This is a genomic window from Enterobacter cloacae complex sp. OE43NF (genome assembly GCF_023544405.1).
GTDB lineage: Bacteria > Pseudomonadota > Gammaproteobacteria > Enterobacterales > Enterobacteriaceae > Enterobacter > Enterobacter cloacae.
Genome location: NZ_JAMJFW010000024.1, coordinates 1 through 16879 on the forward strand (window position 1 = coordinate 1; position 16879 = coordinate 16879).

At 56.8% G+C, this 16879-nt stretch carries 16 protein-coding genes; 3 read left to right on the forward strand and 13 right to left on the reverse strand.

The genetic code is table 11. From position 1 onward, the window contains the following. A partial coding sequence (locus M8370_RS12840; RefSeq protein ID WP_250021135.1) for an NAD-dependent malic enzyme occupies positions 1-1162 on the forward strand: 1162 nt, incomplete at its 5' end. Positions 1163-1199: 37 nt separating this feature from the next. On the opposite strand, the gene M8370_RS12845 is transcribed toward M8370_RS12840, so the two are convergent. The 12 genes from M8370_RS12845 to M8370_RS12895 all read right to left on the reverse strand — a co-directional run bounded on the left by M8370_RS12845 (position 1200) and on the right by M8370_RS12895 (position 11469). Beyond that, the gene (locus M8370_RS12845; protein WP_250021136.1) at positions 1200-2201 is read right to left on the reverse strand and encodes a Kdo(2)-lipid IV(A) acyltransferase; all 1002 of its coding nucleotides are present in this window, start codon (positions 2199-2201) and stop codon (positions 1200-1202) included. A gap of 177 nt (positions 2202-2378) precedes the next feature. Continuing rightward, a complete protein-coding gene (gene pptA / locus M8370_RS12850; protein WP_013096502.1) occupies positions 2379-2609 on the reverse strand; it encodes a tautomerase PptA in 231 nt (76 codons plus the stop codon). 37 nt (positions 2610-2646) lie between these two features. Next, complete coding sequence (locus M8370_RS12855; RefSeq protein WP_226834489.1) at positions 2647-3264, reverse strand: glutathione S-transferase family protein; 618 nt, start codon at positions 3262-3264, stop codon at positions 2647-2649. A gap of 41 nt (positions 3265-3305) precedes the next feature. Then, positions 3306-4193, reverse strand: coding sequence for an ABC transporter substrate-binding protein (locus tag M8370_RS12860; protein ID WP_250021137.1), 888 nt, complete (start codon positions 4191-4193; stop codon positions 3306-3308). A 9-nt stretch (positions 4194-4202) separates the two neighbouring features. Continuing rightward, positions 4203-4976 carry an amino acid ABC transporter ATP-binding protein gene (locus M8370_RS12865; RefSeq protein ID WP_023621242.1) on the reverse strand — a complete coding sequence of 258 codons (774 nt, stop codon included), beginning with the start codon at positions 4974-4976 and terminating at the stop codon, positions 4203-4205. Next, positions 4960-5892 carry an amino acid ABC transporter permease gene (locus M8370_RS12870; RefSeq protein ID WP_250021162.1) on the reverse strand — a complete coding sequence of 311 codons (933 nt, stop codon included), beginning with the start codon at positions 5890-5892 and terminating at the stop codon, positions 4960-4962. Before M8370_RS12870 ends, M8370_RS12865 begins: the two co-directional genes overlap by 17 nt. A 9-nt stretch (positions 5893-5901) precedes the next feature. Continuing rightward, positions 5902-6411: a GNAT family N-acetyltransferase gene (locus M8370_RS12875; RefSeq protein WP_250021138.1), complete on the reverse strand. Its 510-nt coding sequence runs from the start codon at positions 6409-6411 to the stop codon at positions 5902-5904. 9 nt (positions 6412-6420) lie between these two features. After that, positions 6421-7353, reverse strand: coding sequence for an ABC transporter substrate-binding protein (locus tag M8370_RS23620; protein WP_502799553.1), 933 nt, complete (start codon positions 7351-7353; stop codon positions 6421-6423). A gap of 13 nt (positions 7354-7366) precedes the next feature. Then, positions 7367-8683 (reverse strand): LLM class flavin-dependent oxidoreductase, encoded by a 1317-nt coding sequence (locus tag M8370_RS23625; protein WP_502799554.1) that lies wholly within the window; start codon positions 8681-8683, stop codon positions 7367-7369. A 16-nt stretch (positions 8684-8699) separates the two neighbouring features. Continuing rightward, on the reverse strand, positions 8700-9821 hold the full coding sequence (locus tag M8370_RS12885; protein ID WP_250021139.1) for an amidohydrolase: 1122 nt from the start codon (positions 9819-9821) through the stop codon (positions 8700-8702). Further along, complete coding sequence (locus M8370_RS12890; RefSeq protein ID WP_250021140.1) at positions 9800-10819, reverse strand: LLM class flavin-dependent oxidoreductase; 1020 nt, start codon at positions 10817-10819, stop codon at positions 9800-9802. Before M8370_RS12890 ends, M8370_RS12885 begins: the two co-directional genes overlap by 22 nt. Before the next feature lie 110 nt (positions 10820-10929). Continuing rightward, on the reverse strand, positions 10930-11469 hold the full coding sequence (locus M8370_RS12895; protein WP_250021141.1) for an AAA family ATPase: 540 nt from the start codon (positions 11467-11469) through the stop codon (positions 10930-10932). 382 nt (positions 11470-11851) lie between these two features. On the opposite strand from M8370_RS12895, the gene ansP reads away from it, so the two are divergent. Next, entirely contained in the window at positions 11852-13348 is a 1497-nt protein-coding gene (gene ansP / locus M8370_RS12900) for an L-asparagine permease (RefSeq protein WP_020684770.1), read from the forward strand. Between the two features lie 93 nt (positions 13349-13441). On the opposite strand, the gene yncE is transcribed toward ansP, so the two are convergent. After that, positions 13442-14503, reverse strand: a complete 1062-nt coding sequence (gene yncE, locus M8370_RS12905; RefSeq protein WP_020689165.1) for a 7-bladed beta-propeller protein YncE — start codon at positions 14501-14503, stop codon at positions 13442-13444. 244 nt (positions 14504-14747) lie between these two features. On the opposite strand from yncE, the gene pqqU reads away from it, so the two are divergent. Further along, positions 14748-16862 carry a TonB-dependent receptor PqqU gene (gene pqqU, locus M8370_RS12910; protein ID WP_095427460.1) on the forward strand — a complete coding sequence of 705 codons (2115 nt, stop codon included), beginning with the start codon at positions 14748-14750 and terminating at the stop codon, positions 16860-16862. Positions 16863-16879 lie beyond the last annotated feature (17 nt).

Sequence of the window (16879 nt, forward strand, 5' to 3'; positions counted from 1 at the left end):
TACCGCCTGTGGTGGGATCCACCCGGCGTCTACCCTTCCGATTATGCTCGATGTCGGTACCAATAATCAGCAGCATCTGGACGATCCCATGTATATGGGCTGGCGTCACCCACGCATCAGCGACGATCAGTACGCCGAGTTTATGGACATGTTTATCAGTACCGTGAAGCAGCGCTGGCCCAATGTATTGCTGCAGTTTGAGGATTTCGCGCAGAAAAACGCCACCAGACTGCTGCAGCGCTACCGCGACCAGCTGTGCTGTTTCAACGACGATATCCAGGGTACCGCCGCCGTGACCGCGGGCACGCTGATTGCTGCCGCCCATGCTGCCGGGACCCGTGTTCGCGATCAGCGCGTGGTCTTCCTGGGGAGCGGATCCGCCGGTTGCGGCATCGCCGAAAAAATCGTGGCGCTGATGATGGATGACGGGCTAACCGAAGCCGAAGCCCGCAGTCGGGTCTTTATGGTCGATCGCTTTGGCCTGCTGACTGACGATATGACCAACCTCCTCGACTTCCAGAAAAACCTGCTCACGGCGCGCGAGGCGATCCGCGACTGGCAGGTTGAGTCGAACAATATTTCGCTGATGGACGTGGTTAAAAACGCGCATCCGACGGTAATGATTGGGGTCTCAGGCCAGCCGGGCCTCTTCAGCGAAGAGATTGTGAAAGAGATGCATCGCCACTGCCCGCGCCCGGTGATTATGCCGCTTTCTAACCCCACATCCCGCGCGGAGGCGCAACCGCAGGATCTCATTGCCTGGACACAGGGCGCCGCGCTCGTCGCCACCGGCAGCCCGTTTGCGCCGGTGTTCTGGCAGGGCGAGCAGTACGATATTGCCCAGTGTAATAACGCCTATGTATTCCCCGGGCTGGGGCTGGGTATTCTGGCCTGCCATGCACGCCGGGTCACCGAGGAGATGCTGATGGCGGCAAGCTGCAGCCTGGCCGCGCAGTCGCCGCTGGTGACAACCGAAAAAGGTGGATTATTGCCGCCGGTGGATCATATAGAAACGGTGTCACGCCATATCGCGTTTGCCGTCGCCCGAGCGGCCATTGAGCAAGGTGTTGCGCCAGCCATGGAGGATGAGATGTTGCTGGCGCGGATTGAAGAGACCTGGTGGCAAGCAGATTATGCCCCGTACCGCAGGGCTGCGCTGTAGCCGTCGGCCTGCCCTCACGTTACGGTGAGGGCATACTTTAGTGCTGAATGCCTGACTGTTCAGGCATGTCGCCTGTAGATACAGTACTGTTGGAAGTGACCACGCTTTTTTTGCGCACATATCTGTCCGGCTGGCCTTCAGGACGGGTTTTGAAGCGTCGGTGCAACCACATATATTGCTCCGGCGCCATCAGCACCGCGCGCTCAATCGCCCTGTTCATTTGCGTGGCTACCGACGCTTTATCACCGCCCTGCAGCGTTTCGCCGATATCTTCAAGAATAATCAGTTCGTAACCGCTGCCGTCTGCCTTTCTGCGTGGAACGAACGGGATCACCGCCGGTCTGGCACTCTTCACCAGCATATAACTTCCGGCGGTTGTCGCGGCATCAGGAACCGCAAAGAACGGTACAAACACGCTGTTGGTTTTACCGTAGTCGTGATCCGGGGCATACCAGAGAATGTCATTCTGCTTCAGGGCGCGGATCATGCCCTTCAGGTCATAGCGATCCAGCATGGTTTTATTTGAGCGCAGACGGCCGCGCGTCTGCAGCCAGTCCAGCAGCGCATTATTGTTAGGGCGATAAACACCGACACCCGGGTTGAGCATGCCAAAGATCCTCGCCCCCAGTTCAAGCGTGAGAAAATGCATACCGATGAGCACCACGCCATTTCCGCGGGCCCAGGCCGCTTCCATATGTTCATATCCGCTGACGCTGAAACATTTACGCACACGCCAGTCAGGCCAGAACCAGGCGATCCCGGTTTCGATGACGCCCATGCCAACCGATTCAAAATTACGCTGCAGTAGCTTTTCGCGCTCATCCTTTTTCATGTCGGGAAAACAGAGCTCAAGGTTGCGGCGTGCGATGTCCACACGACGGGGAAGCAAACGCATGGCCAGACGACCAAGCCCGTGTCCGATTCTTAATAAAAGGGAATACGGGAGCTGCACAATGCACCAGAGCGCTGCAATGCCTGTCCAGCTGAGCCAGTAACGAGGATGAAAAAAGGCGAGTGAGAACTGAGGTAATTTTGTCATGAGAAAATTATCCTGTACTGAATTTAACGCAACTGCTGTGCTTACCAGATGATTTCGTGAAAGTTTTAGAGAGGGAAAGTGTAACGGAAACGTCACAGGATCGTATTATCGATTTTTGCGAAATGTCGGGAGAAACTTAAATGCCGGGTCAACGAGGCCGCTGCCCGGCAAATAAAATTACATCGAATAGCCGGGCTTTTTAATCAACGAATCCAGCTTCGGGCCAATTTCGCTGTCCCAGACCTGCGCTTTCCAGTCTTCAGGATTAACCTGGTTTAACGCCACCGACACTGAACTGTCTTTACTGTTGAAATGACGAATTATCACCTCGGCAATATCAGCCGCCAGCGCGTTTTTTTGTTCGTCGTTTAAATCCCGGGGAAAACATTTGATATCTACATGTGGCATGTGCAGGCTTCCTGTTATGAATCAGGTTTACACGTTATCAGATAATGCCGTTTGCCTTTAACACCTTGTGCAGTTCAGGAAGCTGACACACGGCGTCTGCAATGGCCGTTATCTTTGGCGTATTCTCGGCAAACCACGCATGCCGTGGCCCCCAGGTACGTGCGACCGCAATATAGACGTCGAGTAACGTAAGCTGTTCACCCAGCGCAAACGGGGCCGCTTTGAGCTGGCTATCGAACCACAAATAGAGGGATTTGCGGTATTCGATACAATTTTTCTTCAGTTGTTCCGGTGCGTCAGGCACCCAGCGTTCGGGATAATCGGCATAGGTAAAGGTCGGATAGACGTTCGCGACAAACCAGATAAGCAAGCGTTGAAACTGCTGACGTTCTGCCTGTCCGACGGGCGGCGCCAGTTCGGGACACCTGTCGAGCACCATCAGGGCGATGGCGGCTGTTTCGGTCATGATCGCGCCATTTTCCAGCGCCAGTGTCGGCACCTGACACAATGGATTGAGTCTTTGCAGCAATTCGCGCTGCGGTCCGGGCGCATCAAACCCGTCCACATTAATAAACTCGTAAGGGATGTCTGCCAGAGTCAGCATCACTTCGCTGATTGCCGAGCCCCAGCCGGGTGCACCATAAAGTTTGATCATGTTGCCCTCTCAGGAGTGAAAATCCTAAGTGTAGAGCACAATTAATACGTGATCCCAGGCGGGTTAACCTCCGAGTGTGACACCGCTTCGCCCTGCTCCCCCCAGCGCGCCAGCACCTTCTGATACTCCCCGCGCGTGATCGCGCCGTCCAGCGCGGCCTGCAGGGCGTAGACCAGTTGATTGCCTTTTTTGGTGGTCGTGGCGACATACGCTTTTTTCGGGCCCAGCCCGACAACGCGCGTTTTACCGGTCAGCGCGGCTTTATACGCCGCGACCGACTGTGGTCCAAAGAACACATCCGCCCGCCCGGACTGAATATAAAGATTGCCCGAGGCATCATCCGTCAGGTACACCGGCAGCGCGGGCTCACGCCCGGCCTTTTTATTCTCCTCGTTCCAGCCTAAGAGGATGCGCTCCTGATTGGTGCCGGATCCGACAATAACCTTTTTACCCGCAAGATCTTCAGGACCGTTAATCGACCGCACCGGACTGGTGGATTTCACCGTAAACGCCAGCGAATCGACGCGATAGGTCGCAAAATCAAACTTCTCTTTGCGCTGTTCGGTCACCGCAATGTTCACCAGCGCCACGTCATAGCGCCCGGAGGTGATCCCCAGCGGCCAGTCTTCCCAGGCGGTGGGAACGAGCTTCAGTTTTAGCCCCAGGCTGCCTGCCAGCAGCCGGGCGATATCCGGATCGCTGCCGATTCGCGTACGGTTATCGCTGGCAAGCAGGGCCAGCGGCGGTGAGTTAAGCGCAGAAATGGCCACCGTGAGCGTTCCCGGCTCAACAAATTTGTAATGAGCGGGGATCTTCGCCACCGCCTGCTGATCCACCGTCACCGGCAGCGGCTGCTCGTTGGCTTTTAAATCAATACTGGCATTGCTGGCGGCGGTAAAGGCCAGCCCTGCCAGAAGTCCATATTTCATGGGTACTCCTTACAGGACTCGGGAAAGGAACTGACGCGTTCGCGCGTGCGATGGCCGGTTCAGCACCTCATCGCTGCTGCCCTGCTCCACAATTTTACCGTCGACCATAAACACCACCTGATCAGCCACTTCTCTGGCGAAGCCGATCTCATGGGTGACCACCACCAGCGTGGTGCCGGAACGGGCAAGTTTCTTGATGACATCCAGCACTTCGCCCACCAGCTCCGGGTCTAGCGCCGAGGTGGGTTCATCAAACAGCATGACTCGCGGACGCAGCGCCAGCGCGCGGGCAATGGCGATGCGCTGCTGCTGCCCGCCGGAGAGATGGCGCGACCAGGCATCCGCTTTATCACGCAGCCCCACCACATCCAGCAGGCTATACGCCTGCTCAACGGCCTCTTTTTTGCTCAGTTTTTTATGGGCGACAGGCGCTTCAATCAGGTTTTCCAGCACCGTGAGATGCGGGAAGAGATTAAAGTTCTGGAACACATAACCCACATTGACGCGCTGTTTGAGGATCTCTTTCTCTTTTAACTCGTAGAGTTTGTCACCCCGACGGCGATAGCCGATGTAATCCCCGTCAATCTGAATAAACCCTTCGTCGACGCGCTCAAGGTGGTTGATGGTACGCAGCAGGGTCGATTTACCGGAGCCGGACGGTCCGAGGATCACCGTGACGGATCCCGGTGGGATCTCAAGCGACACGTTATCGAGCGCTTTATGGCGACCAAAGAATTTACTGACGCCGGTAATGGAAATATGTCCTTCATGAGAGGCTTGCATGGACGGGCTCCTGTGCGGGTGTGGTGGTGACGGAACGGGAACGGGTACGGCTGAGGGTACGGTTCTGATTCACCGCCGAGCGACGTTCGCTGCGGGCCAGTCCCCGCTCAACACCATACTGGATAGCGGACAACACGGTGGTAATCACCAGGTACCAGGCGGCCCCCACCATCAGCAGCGGGATCACCTCCTGTGTGCGGTTGTAAATCATCTGGATGGTGTAGAACAGCTCCGGCATGGCCAGCACGTAAACCATCGCCGTCCCCTTCGCGAGACTGATGATTTCGTTAAACCCGGACGGCAGTATGGTGCGCAGCGCCTGAGGCAGAATGATCCGCACCGTACGACGCCACGCCGGCAGCCCCAACGCAGCGGCCGCTTCATACTGACCATGATCCACGCCGAGGAAGCCCCCGCGAATGATCTCCGCGGTATAGGCGCTCTGCACCAGCGTTAGCCCGACAACGGCGGTAGAGAATTGCCCCAGCACATTGATGGTTTCAAAGCTGCCCCAGGTCATGCCGGTGAACGGCACCCCGAGCGAGAGCGTGTCGTAGAGATAGGAAAAGTTATAAAGGATGATCAGCACTACAATCAGGGGCAGCGAGCGAAACAGCCAGATATAGCCCCAGGCCAGGCTGCTCAGCAGCCAGGATGACGAGAGTCTCGCCAGCGCCAGCATACCGCCCAAAATCACGCTCAGCGCAGTGCCGATCAGCGTCAGCAGTAATGTCTGGCCGACGCCTTCAAGGATCACCGGGTCGAAGAACCAGCGGGCAAACACAGACCACTCCCAGCGCGGGTTAAAGGCGACGGACTGGACAACGACCGCCAGGACAAACAGCGCCACCACGGCACCGACGGACCGCAGCGGATAACGCGCCGGGACCACTTTTATGGTTTCAACGTTGCTCATCATCGTACCTCATGCGGTTTTACTTAACGCTTCACGAACCAGCGTTTTGGTGAAACGCAACCGACCATCAAACGGGGGCTGGCTGTACTCTTCCGGATCGCGGTTGAGATCGAACTGCGGCTGGTAACCCTGGCTAAGATAGAGCCGTACCGCTTCCGGCTGGCGAAAACCGGTGGTCAGGTAGATCTGGCTGTAGCCTGCCAGCACCGCCCGGCGCTCCAGCTCCTGCACCACGCGCCCCGCAAGCCCCTGCTGACGCAGGCTTTTGTCCGTCCAGATGCGTTTGATTTCTGCGGTGCGTTCGTCGAAGGGTTTGTACGCCCCGGTGGCAATAATCTTCCCGTCACGCTCCAGGACGATAAACAGCCCCTGCGGCGCCAGATACCACTCGGTGAGCTCGACCTCAGCATCTTTCGAAAAATAGTCACCGTAGCGGGCAGCGTATTCACCGTACAGCCCATTGATGATGGGCTGAAGATCGGCATCTTCCGGCGAAACGTCACGAAATTGTTCGCTCATAACGCCTCCTTAATCACCCAGACCGGCCGGGTTGACTTCCGACTGCGGGATGCGTTCCACCCCTTCTCCCCAGCGGTTCAGCACTTTGTCGTAATCGCCGTTTTTGATCACGCCATTAAGCGCGGTCTGCACCGGTTCCACCAGGCCGCTGCCTTTTTTCAGCGTCACCGCAATATGCGCCGCCTTCGGCCAGCCGCCGTCAACGCTACCGACCAGTTTGGTTTTACCGGTCAGCGTCGCTTTCCACGCGCCAATCACGTTTGGGCCAAAATACGCATCCGCACGCCCGGACTGGAGCGCCAGTGTTTGTGCCGCATCATCTTTGGTGTAGACCGGGGTAAACGGTTTCAGTCCCTTCTTAAGGTTTTCGGCATTCCATGCCAGCAGGATGGCCTCCTGGTTAGTGCCTGAGCCCACAATAATGCGCAGCCCGGCAATGTCCTCCGCCTTCTGCAGGGATGTGATTGGGCTGGTTGATTTCACATAGAAACCGAGCGAATCCTTACGGTAGGTGGCGAAATCAAACTTCTCCTTACGCGCTTTAGTCACGGTGATGTTGCTGATCGCCGCATCGTATTTCCCGGAGGCCACCCCCAGCGGCCAGTCCTCCCAAGAGGTTGGCACCACGTTCAGCTCCAGCCCCAGGCTGTCCGCCACCAGACGGGCCACGTCAACTTCGCTTCCCAGAAGCGTTTTGTTGTCATCCGAGAAAACCGTCAGCGGCGGTTGATTGAGGCCCGCCACCGCGACGGTAAATTTCCCCGGCACGGCAAAGCGATAATCTTTCGGCAACTGCGCGATGGCATCACCGTTTTTGGCGGTATTGATCGGCGTTTTGTTGGCCTCAATACTCACGCCAGTGCCGTTAATGTTCACATTCTCTGCCCAGACGGCAGGGGTAAAGGCCAGCGCGAGCGCCAGAATAAGCGATGGTTTATGCATAGCGGGTTCTCTTTTATTGTTGTGTGAACTGATTTTTGGGTTCGTCCAGGCCCAGGCTGTCGCGCAGTGTGGTCCCGGGGTAGTCAGTGCGAAACAGGCCGCGGGCCTGTAGCACCGGCACCACCTGGTCAACAAAGCGCGGGAAGGTATCGGGTGTCCCGCCCTGGATGATGAAGCCGTCGGCTGCATAGCCGTCGAACCACGCCTGCAGGCCGTCCGCCACCTGCTCCGGCGTACCGGAAAAACGGGGGCGTAGTGAGGCCGCTTCCAGCGCGACCTGACGCAGCGTCAGCTGACGTTCGCGGGCATTACGCTTTATCTCATCCGTGGTGCTGCGGAAGCTGTTTTTCCCCAGATCGCCAAGGTCCGGGAACGGCTCGTCAAGCGGATACTGACTGAAATCGTAATGTTCGAAATAGCGTCCGAGATAATTGAGGGCATCCTTAACCGACACCAGCGCCGCGGTGGTCTGGTACTGGTTTTCCACATCTTCGGCATCTTTTCCGACAATCACGCTCACGCCCTGGAAGATGTGCAAATCAGAGGCACGACGACCGTTATTTTCCAGCTGCTGCTTCACATCACGGTAGAACGCTTGTGCTTCTTCGAGAGTTTCATGGTGGGTGAAGATCGCATCGGCATGCTTCGCAGCCAGCTTTTTACCGTCGTCCGATGCGCCCGCCTGGAACACTATCGGACGTCCCTGCGGCGTGCGACCAATATTGAGTGGCCCGGCAACCTGGAAGAAATCACCCCGGTGATCCAGGGTATGCAGTTTGGCGGGGTCAAAAAACTGACCACTCTCTTTGTTGCGCACAAAGGCATCGCCTTCCCACGAGTCCCACAGCCCTTTCACCACATCGAGATACTCATCCGCAATGCGGTAGCGCAGCGCGTGCTCGGGGTGTTTTTCACGCGAGAAGTTCCTGGCCGACCCTTCCAGCGGCGAGGTCACAACGTTCCAGCCCGCACGGCCGTTGCTCAGATGATCCAGGCTGGCAAACTGGCGCGCCACGGTAAAAGGTTCGCTGTAGGAGGTGGATAACGTGCCCACCAGCCCCAGACGCGAGGTAATGCTCGCCAGCGCGGAGAGCACCGTTAACGGCTCAAAGCGATTTAAAAAATGCGGGATCGACTTCTCATTTATGTAGAGGCCATCCGCTACGAATAAAAAGTCGAGCTTGCCCTCCTCTGCTTTTAACGCCGTCGCTTTGACGAAATCAAAATTAATACTGGCATCGGCCACCGCCGCAGGATGGCGCCAGGCGGACATATTCCCGGAAGCACCGTGCAAAATGGTCCCCAGCCGCAATTGTCGGGTTGCAGACATATTCACCTCTTCTGAATTAAACGTGTTGCAGGGCTTTTTCCGCAAGCTGTGCAAAATAACGGGCAGCCGGCTCAATTAATGCTTCGTCCGGATTAAAGGCCGGGTGATGTAAACCATACGGGCTATTGCTGCCAATGCTGACAAACGCGCCGGGGATCTGCTGCAGATAGACTGCAAAATCCTCTCCGCCCATATGCAACTCGGCATGCTGCGTTTCATACCCCGCTTCCCGGGCGACCGACGTGGCAAACGCCGCCCAATGCTCGTCATTGACCAGCGCAGTCGGTCCGGCATACCAGGTGATATCAATCTGAGCACTGAAGGCGCTGGCGAATCCGGCAGCGATTTCACCGACGCGCGCTTTGACGTTCTGCTGAACTTCCGTGCGATGCGTGCGCAGCGTCCCTTCCAGCTCAACGCTTTCCGGCAGGACGTTCCATGTATTGCCGCCCGCAATGCGCGTTACGCTCAGCACAACGGAGTCCAGCGTATTCACGTTGCGACTGGCGACGCTCTGCAACGCGGTAACAAGCTGGCTTGCCAGCACAATCGCGTCGTTGCCTTCATGAGGCCGTGCGGCATGAGCACCTTTGCCGGTAATGCGGATCACAAACCGATCGACGTTGGCATAGAACGGCCCGCCGCGGGTGGCAAACTCACCCACCGGCAACCCCGGCTCGTTGTGCATCCCGAAGATGGCGCTGACGTCACGTAACGCCCCGGCCCGCACCATGCTCTTCGCACCGCCAAAGTTCTCTTCGGCAGGCTGGAACAGGATCCGCACGCGACCGTTGAGCAACGCTTCACGTTCTTTTAGTTTTAATGCCGCCCCGAGGATCACGCTGGTGTGGATGTCATGACCGCAGGCGTGCATCACTCCCGCACTCTGCGAGCTAAACGCCACCCCGCTGCGCTCTTCGATCGGTAAGGCATCAATGTCTGCCCGCAGGGCAATCAGTTTGTTGCCGGTGCCGATCTCCGCCACCAGCCCGGTAGGCAAGTCATAAGGTAGCGGCGTAATACCGGCATGGGTCAGCCACTGGTGCAAACGGGCGGTTGTTTCCACCTCCTGGCCCGACAGCTCCGGGTGCTGGTGCAGCTCACGACGCCAGGCAATCAGTTGTTCGCCAAAACGCATACGTTGACCTCCCTGTTAAGTTGCGCCTGCGCCAGCAGACGCAGGGACTGCACGCGCGCGGCGCCGTCCGCAACCGGTGTGTCGATAATGAATTCGTCAATCCCCCACTGGTGATGCAGAGCGTCCAGTTGTGCCAGTACCGACTCAGCGGTCCCGGCCACCAGCGACTGCGCGCGACGCGCTATACGCAGCGGCTCGCTGCCTGCCTGACGCGCAAACGCATAGGCTTGCTCTTCGCTGGCCACCGTAACGCGCTGGCCGTTTGCCAGCTCCACGCCCCAGACTTCAACCTTTTGTGCCAGCGAGTGCGCCTGGGCCTGAGAGTCCGCCACAATGACCTGCACCGCCACAATCACCTCCCGGGCGCTGTGTTCACGCCAGGTGGTGATGACCTCGCGCAGCAGGTCGGGATCGCCATTCAGGTGAGCAGCAAAGACAAAATGCCAGTTGAGCTTTGCGGCCAGCAGAGCACTTTCGACACTCGCCCCCAGCAGAAATCCTTGCGCCGGAACCGGCGGCAACGGCGTGGCGCGCACCGCCTCCTCCGCGGACTGATTTTCAGGACGGATCCAGCTATCGAGCTGCGCCAGCTGTTCGGCAAAGCTGCCCTTTTCCTGCTGATTCAGACCGAGTTGCAACGCGCGGGTGGAGAGCGGCAGACCGCCAGGCGCTTTTCCAACGCCCAGATCCACGCGTCCGGGAGCCAGGGCAGCCAGGAGATTGAAATTTTCTGCAACTTTATACGGGCTGTAGTGTTGCAGCATGACGCCGCCCGATCCCACGCGGATACGCGTTGTCTGCCCGAGGATCCAGGCAATCAATAACTCCGGCGAGGGGCTGGCCAACTGTGGGGTGTTGTGGTGTTCGGCAATCCAGAAACGGTGATAACCGAGAGTTTCCGCCTGTTGCGCCAGCGCCAGGGTTCGCGCCAGCGCATCGGCGGCTGTTTCATTTTCAGCGATGGGGCTTTTATCCAGAATGCTGATTCGCCAGGACATGTTGCGTTCTCGTTTGACTTAACATGTCGTTATTAATAAAGGCGTATTTCACCGTTGAGAAACAATTAATTTACATTTGGTTTGCCGGAAATCAGATATATAAAACCCTGTTAAGAATAAGACTTTAAGGAGGAAATCAGCGTTTCCGCCTGAGCGCGGCGGGTAATACGGATAAAGCGTATGTGTGCGTAGTCCGGGTTTTGCATATCGACCTGATAACGCCTGCGGTTGTTGCGCCAGGTTTTAATCGTCCAGATGATAATGGACTCTCTGCTGAGGAAGGCGCGCCGGAAACTCTCTTTATTGCCCGTTCCCGGCCAGAGTTCGTGTTGATGCCAGGCCCGCTTGATCGCCCGGATAACGGCCTGATACAGCGTACGGACAAATCCATAGTCCACCCAGACGACCAGATCCACATTGCGCCATTTAACGGGGCGCGTGCGGTTATAGTTGCCATCGAACACCCAGTTTTGAGAAGCGCTTAATGCATGCTCCAGTTTTTCCAGAAACGCATCATCTGCTGTGCCCTGCCAGTTTGGGCGCCAGTAAAGCTTGTCCATTTCAATATAAGGAATAGCCAGCTCATCAGCGATCTGTCTTGCCAGCGTGGTTTTTCCACTTCCGCTGGTGCCGATTACATTAATTTTCACCGTTAGCCTCGTTCTGGCAGAATAAAAACCAAACCGATCATAGCGTTTACCTTCCGCTAGTTCCACTGAGCAACTGATAAGCGCCACTGATGTTTAAATCATCAATCCGCGAATCTTTTGTCTAAAAACTCACCACGATTCAGCGCGTTGTGATCCCCGTCTGCTCTGACCACACGATTTCCTTCGACGTGCATCACTTTCGGCACGGTTATATTTTGCGTCGCTTATCAATTGCAGGTAGGATGCCTCGCCATGTTTCGCCTTATCCATACGCAGAATGACTGGGAAGGCGACATGTGTTTGCGCAGAAGCAATCGTTTGTATGCTCTCTGCCAGGCAGGACTATCACGATAATGGTTCAGACAGGCAAACAGGTAACTCAATGAAAACAAGCAATAAAAGCGCAGCCGATCATCATGCTGCTAAACGTCGCTGGTTAAACTCCCATGAAGAGGGCTACCACAAAGCGATGGGCAACCGTCAGGTTCAAATGATCGCCATCGGCGGCGCTATCGGTACAGGTCTGTTTTTAGGTGCTGGTGCACGTCTGCAGATGGCTGGCCCGGCTCTCGCCCTCGTCTATCTGGTGTGCGGGATCTTCTCCTTCTTCATTCTTCGCGCGCTGGGCGAACTGGTACTGCATCGCCCTTCCAGCGGCAGCTTTGTCTCTTACGCCCGCGAATTTCTCGGTGAAAAAGCCGCCTACGTCGCTGGCTGGATGTACTTCGTTAACTGGGCGATGACCGGTATCGTCGATATCACTGCCGTTGCGCTGTATATGCACTACTGGGGCGCGTTTGGCGATATCCCGCAGTGGGTCTTTGCGCTTGGCGCCCTGGCGATTGTCGGCACCATGAACATGATCGGCGTGAAGTGGTTCGCCGAGATGGAGTTCTGGTTTGCACTGGTAAAAGTGCTGGCGATTGTGATTTTCCTGGTCGTGGGTACCGTCTTCCTTGGCAGCGGTAAGCCGCTGGACGGCAATGCAACCGGCTTCCATCTGATAACCGATAACGGCGGCTTCTTCCCGCACGGTCTGCTGCCGGCGCTGGTTCTGGTGCAAGGCGTGGTGTTCGCCTTTGCCTCTATCGAACTGGTGGGTACGGCGGCGGGCGAATGTAAAGACCCGCAGACCATGGTGCCAAAAGCCATTAACAGCGTGATCTGGCGTATCGGTCTGTTCTATGTGGGTTCTGTGGTGCTGCTGGTTCTGCTGCTGCCATGGAACGCCTACCAGGCGGGTCAGAGCCCGTTTGTGACCTTCTTTTCTAAGCTCGGCGTGCCATACGTGGGCAGTATCATGAACATCGTAGTGCTGACCGCGGCGCTCTCCAGCCTGAACTCTGGCCTCTATTCTACCGGCCGTATTCTGCGCTCCATGTCGATGGGCGGCTCTGCGCCGAAGTTTATGTCGAAGATGAGCAAGCAGCAGGTGCCATATGCCGGTATCCTGGCGACGCTGGTGGTCTACGTGTTTGGCGTGTTCCTGAACTACCTGGTACCGTCCCGCGTGTTCGAGATCGTGCTGAACGTGGCCGCGCTGGGGATTATCGCCTCCTGGGCCTTTATCGTGGTCTGCCAGATGCGTCTGCGCAAAGCCATTAAAGAGGGCAAAGCGGCTGACGTGAGCTTCAAGATGCCAGGTGCTCCGGTGACCTCATGGCTCACCCTGCTGTTCCTGTTCAGCGTGCTGGTACTGATGGCGTTCGACTACCCGAACGGCACCTATACCATCGCCACCATTCCGCTGCTGGCCGTTCTGCTGATTGCCGGCTGGTTTGGCGTGCGTAAGCGCGTGCATGAAATCCACAGCACCGCGCCGGTTCATCATGACGATGAAAAACACGACGGCCCGCTGGTGGAAGAGACCTCGCGTTAATAAAAAAAGCCGGGTGGCGGCTTCGCCTTACCCGGCCTACATTTCAGGGTTTTGTAGGCCCGGTAAGCGCAGCGCCTCCGGGCAATGCCCGCATTAGAGCGCGATACGTACCACATCGTCAGGCTGGGTCGCTTCCTGCTGACGGGTGGATTTCTGTTTCACCGTCACGTACAGCGTTTTGCCATCGGCAGAGAGCGCCAGGCTGTTTGGATAGACCGGCGTGTCGAAGGTTTTCGTCACTTTGTAGGTTTTGGTATCAATCACGCTCACCTTTCCGGCTTCACGATGCGTCACGTACGCTTCGTTGCGCGTCGGGTTAAAGAGCACCGCCAGCGACTCTGGCGTCGCGATCTTCTCAATCACGCTGCCATCCTTCAGGCTCACCACCAGCACTTCCGGCTGTTTTGAATCGGTCAGGAAGGCACGCTGCCCGGCCGTATCCAGACTCAGGTTCAGATAGAAGTGCTCTTTACCATCATCCTGCACCTTTTTGCGGCTGATGATTTTGTTGCTGGCGGTATCAATTGTCACCAGTTCACCATCGGCGTTGGTGGTATAGAGTCGTTTCGCCTGCGCATCCAGCGCCAGACCGGTGCCGTAAGTACCGGTATTGGCGATGGTATCCTTCAGCTTCAGCGTTGTGCCATCCACCACCCAGATCACGCTCTCTTTACCGACCCCGGTGATGTACACGGTGTGGGTGGCATCATCCGCCACCAGCTGGCGTGGCTGCAGCGGTTTGACCGTGTCACTGCGTTTGCGGTCGTCCAGAACCAGGCGCCCTTTCACCTCGCCCGTTTTGGCATCAATGGCGGTCACGGCACCGTTGATGGTGTTGCCCAACCACAGCGTCTGGGAGGCCGAATCCAGGGTGGCGCCAAACGGTTTAAGATCGTTATGAATAACCTGCGTCACGTCCAGTGTGACCGGATCGAGGCGATACACAATTCCGCCTTTATCCATTTTACGGCTTTGTGATGTCGCAACCCACAGCGCATTCTCCTGCTGGCTCACGGCCATTTCATACGCGCCTTTGCCTACCGCTTTGCGCAACATCTCTTCGCCAGCATGCACCTGGAAGGTACCGGCAAGCAGTAAAGCGCTACACAACAGAGAACGACGCAGACGCGGCGAGCACAGATGACGTAAAGACATAACAATTCCTTTTTCACTAGAGGGGGTGTACTGCTGACATCACTTCCGGTCGGCAACGTCATGGCATTGCCGTTTTGTTAATGAGAATAGTAATCATTAATCGGCAAAATGTGGAGTTTTTCTTTTCCGCTTCGCCTTTCCTTAACGCAATGTGCGGTTATAGTTTTCAAAGCATTTACAAAAGTTTTAACATATATGCACATGTTCCATTTGGTACGTTTCTTATCCTTAACCGGTTTATTTCATGAAAATCATTTCTGCCCATAGGGCTACGCTTCCACTGCTGCTGGCTCCTGTTATCTTTTCGCCCCTCACCGCAATGGGCGCGGATGAACAGACCCTGATTGTCAGCGCCACCCCACAAACGGTATCGGAGCTTGATACCCCGGCGGCGGTCAGCGTCGTGAACGGCGATGATATGCGTCACGCCGCGCCACGCATTAACCTCTCGGAATCGCTTGGTAGCGTCCCGGGCCTGCAAATTCAGAACCGCCAGAACTACGCCCAGGATCTGCAGCTGTCGATGCGTGGGTTTGGTGCACGCTCCACCTTCGGGGTGCGCGGTATTCGAATGTACGTGGACGGGATCCCGGCGACCATGCCAGACGGCCAGGGCCAGACCTCTAACATCGATCTCTCCAGCGTTGAGAGCGTGGAAGTGCTGCGCGGCCCCTTCTCTGCCCTGTATGGCAACGCCTCCGGCGGCGTGATCAACATCAACACCCAGACCGGTCAACAGCCGCCGACCATTGAGGCCAGCAGCTATTACGGCAGTTACGGTACCTGGCGCTACGGGATGAAAGCCACCGGCGCGATGGGCGACGGCACACACGCGGGCGATGTGGATTACACCGTATCCACCACCCGCTTCACCACCAAAGGCTACCGCGATCACAGCGGTGCGCGGAAGAATCTCGCCAATGCCAAACTGGGCGTGCGGATTGACGATGCCAGCAAGTTGACGCTGATCTTTAACAGCGTGGACATGAAAGCCAACGATCCGGGTGGACTGAATTACCAGGAGTGGCAGGATAACCCGCGCCAGTCTCCACGTGGCGATCAGTACAACACGCGCAAAACCATCAAGCAGACCCAGGCCGGGCTGCGCTATGACCGCCAGCTCAGCGCGCAGGACGATCTCAGCGTCATGATGTACGCCGGCGAGCGTGAAATGACCCAGTACCAGTCGATCCCTTATCAGCCACAGCTGCGCCCCTCCCACTCTGGCGGCGTGATTGATATGCAGCGTCACTATCAGGGCATCGATACACGCTGGACACACCGCGGCGAACTGCTGGTGCCGGTGACCTTTACCACCGGCCTGAACTACGAAAACATGAGCGAAGATCGTCGCGGGTATGAGAACTTCGTGATGAACAACGGCGTACCGGAGTACGGCGTAAAAGGCGACAAGCGCCGCAACGAACGTAACCTGATGTGGAACGTTGATCCCTACCTGCAAACCCGCTGGCAGTTAACCCAGAAACTCTCTGTTGATGCCGGGGTGCGTTACAGCTCCGTCTGGTTTGATTCCAACGATCATTACGTTACGCCAGGCAACGCTGACGACAGCGGCGACGCGAGCTATCACAAGTGGCTCCCGGCCGGGGCGGTGAAGTATGCCGTGACCGACGCGTGGAACCTTTACGCTGCGGCAGGTCGTGGATTTGAAACCCCCACCATCAATGAACTCTCCTACCGCGCGGATAACCAGGGCGGCCTGAACATTGGCCTGAAACCGTCCACCAACAATACCTATGAAGTGGGTAGCAAAACCCGCATCGGCAATGGCCTGCTGACCGCGGCCCTGTTCCGCACCGACACCGACGATGAAATTGTGGTGGATGCCAGCTCTGGCGGACGTACCAGCTACAAAAACGCCGGTAAAACCCGTCGTCAGGGGGTGGAAGTTTCCCTCGATCAGCAGTTTGCTGAAAACTGGAAGCTGAAAATGGCATGGACATATCTGGACGCCACCTACCGCACCAACGTCTGCGGTGATGACAACTGTAACGGCAACCGGATGCCGGGTATTGCCCGCAATATGGGCTTTGCCTCGTTTGGCTGGCAGCCTGAGGAAGGCTGGTATGCGGGCACCGACGTGCGTTACATGAGCGATATCATGGCCGACGACGAAAACACGGCAAAGGCTCCGTCCTACACGGTGGTCGGTCTGAATACCGGGTATAAGTTCAACTATGGCAACTGGGGCCTGGATCTCTTTGGTCGCGTTGATAACCTGTTCGACAAAACGTATGCCGGCTCGGTGATTGTCAACGAATCCAACGGACGTTATTACGAACCGGCTCCGGGTCGTAACTACGGCGTTGGCCTGTCGGTTGCTTATCGTTTCGAGTAGGACTAAAACAGGCATTT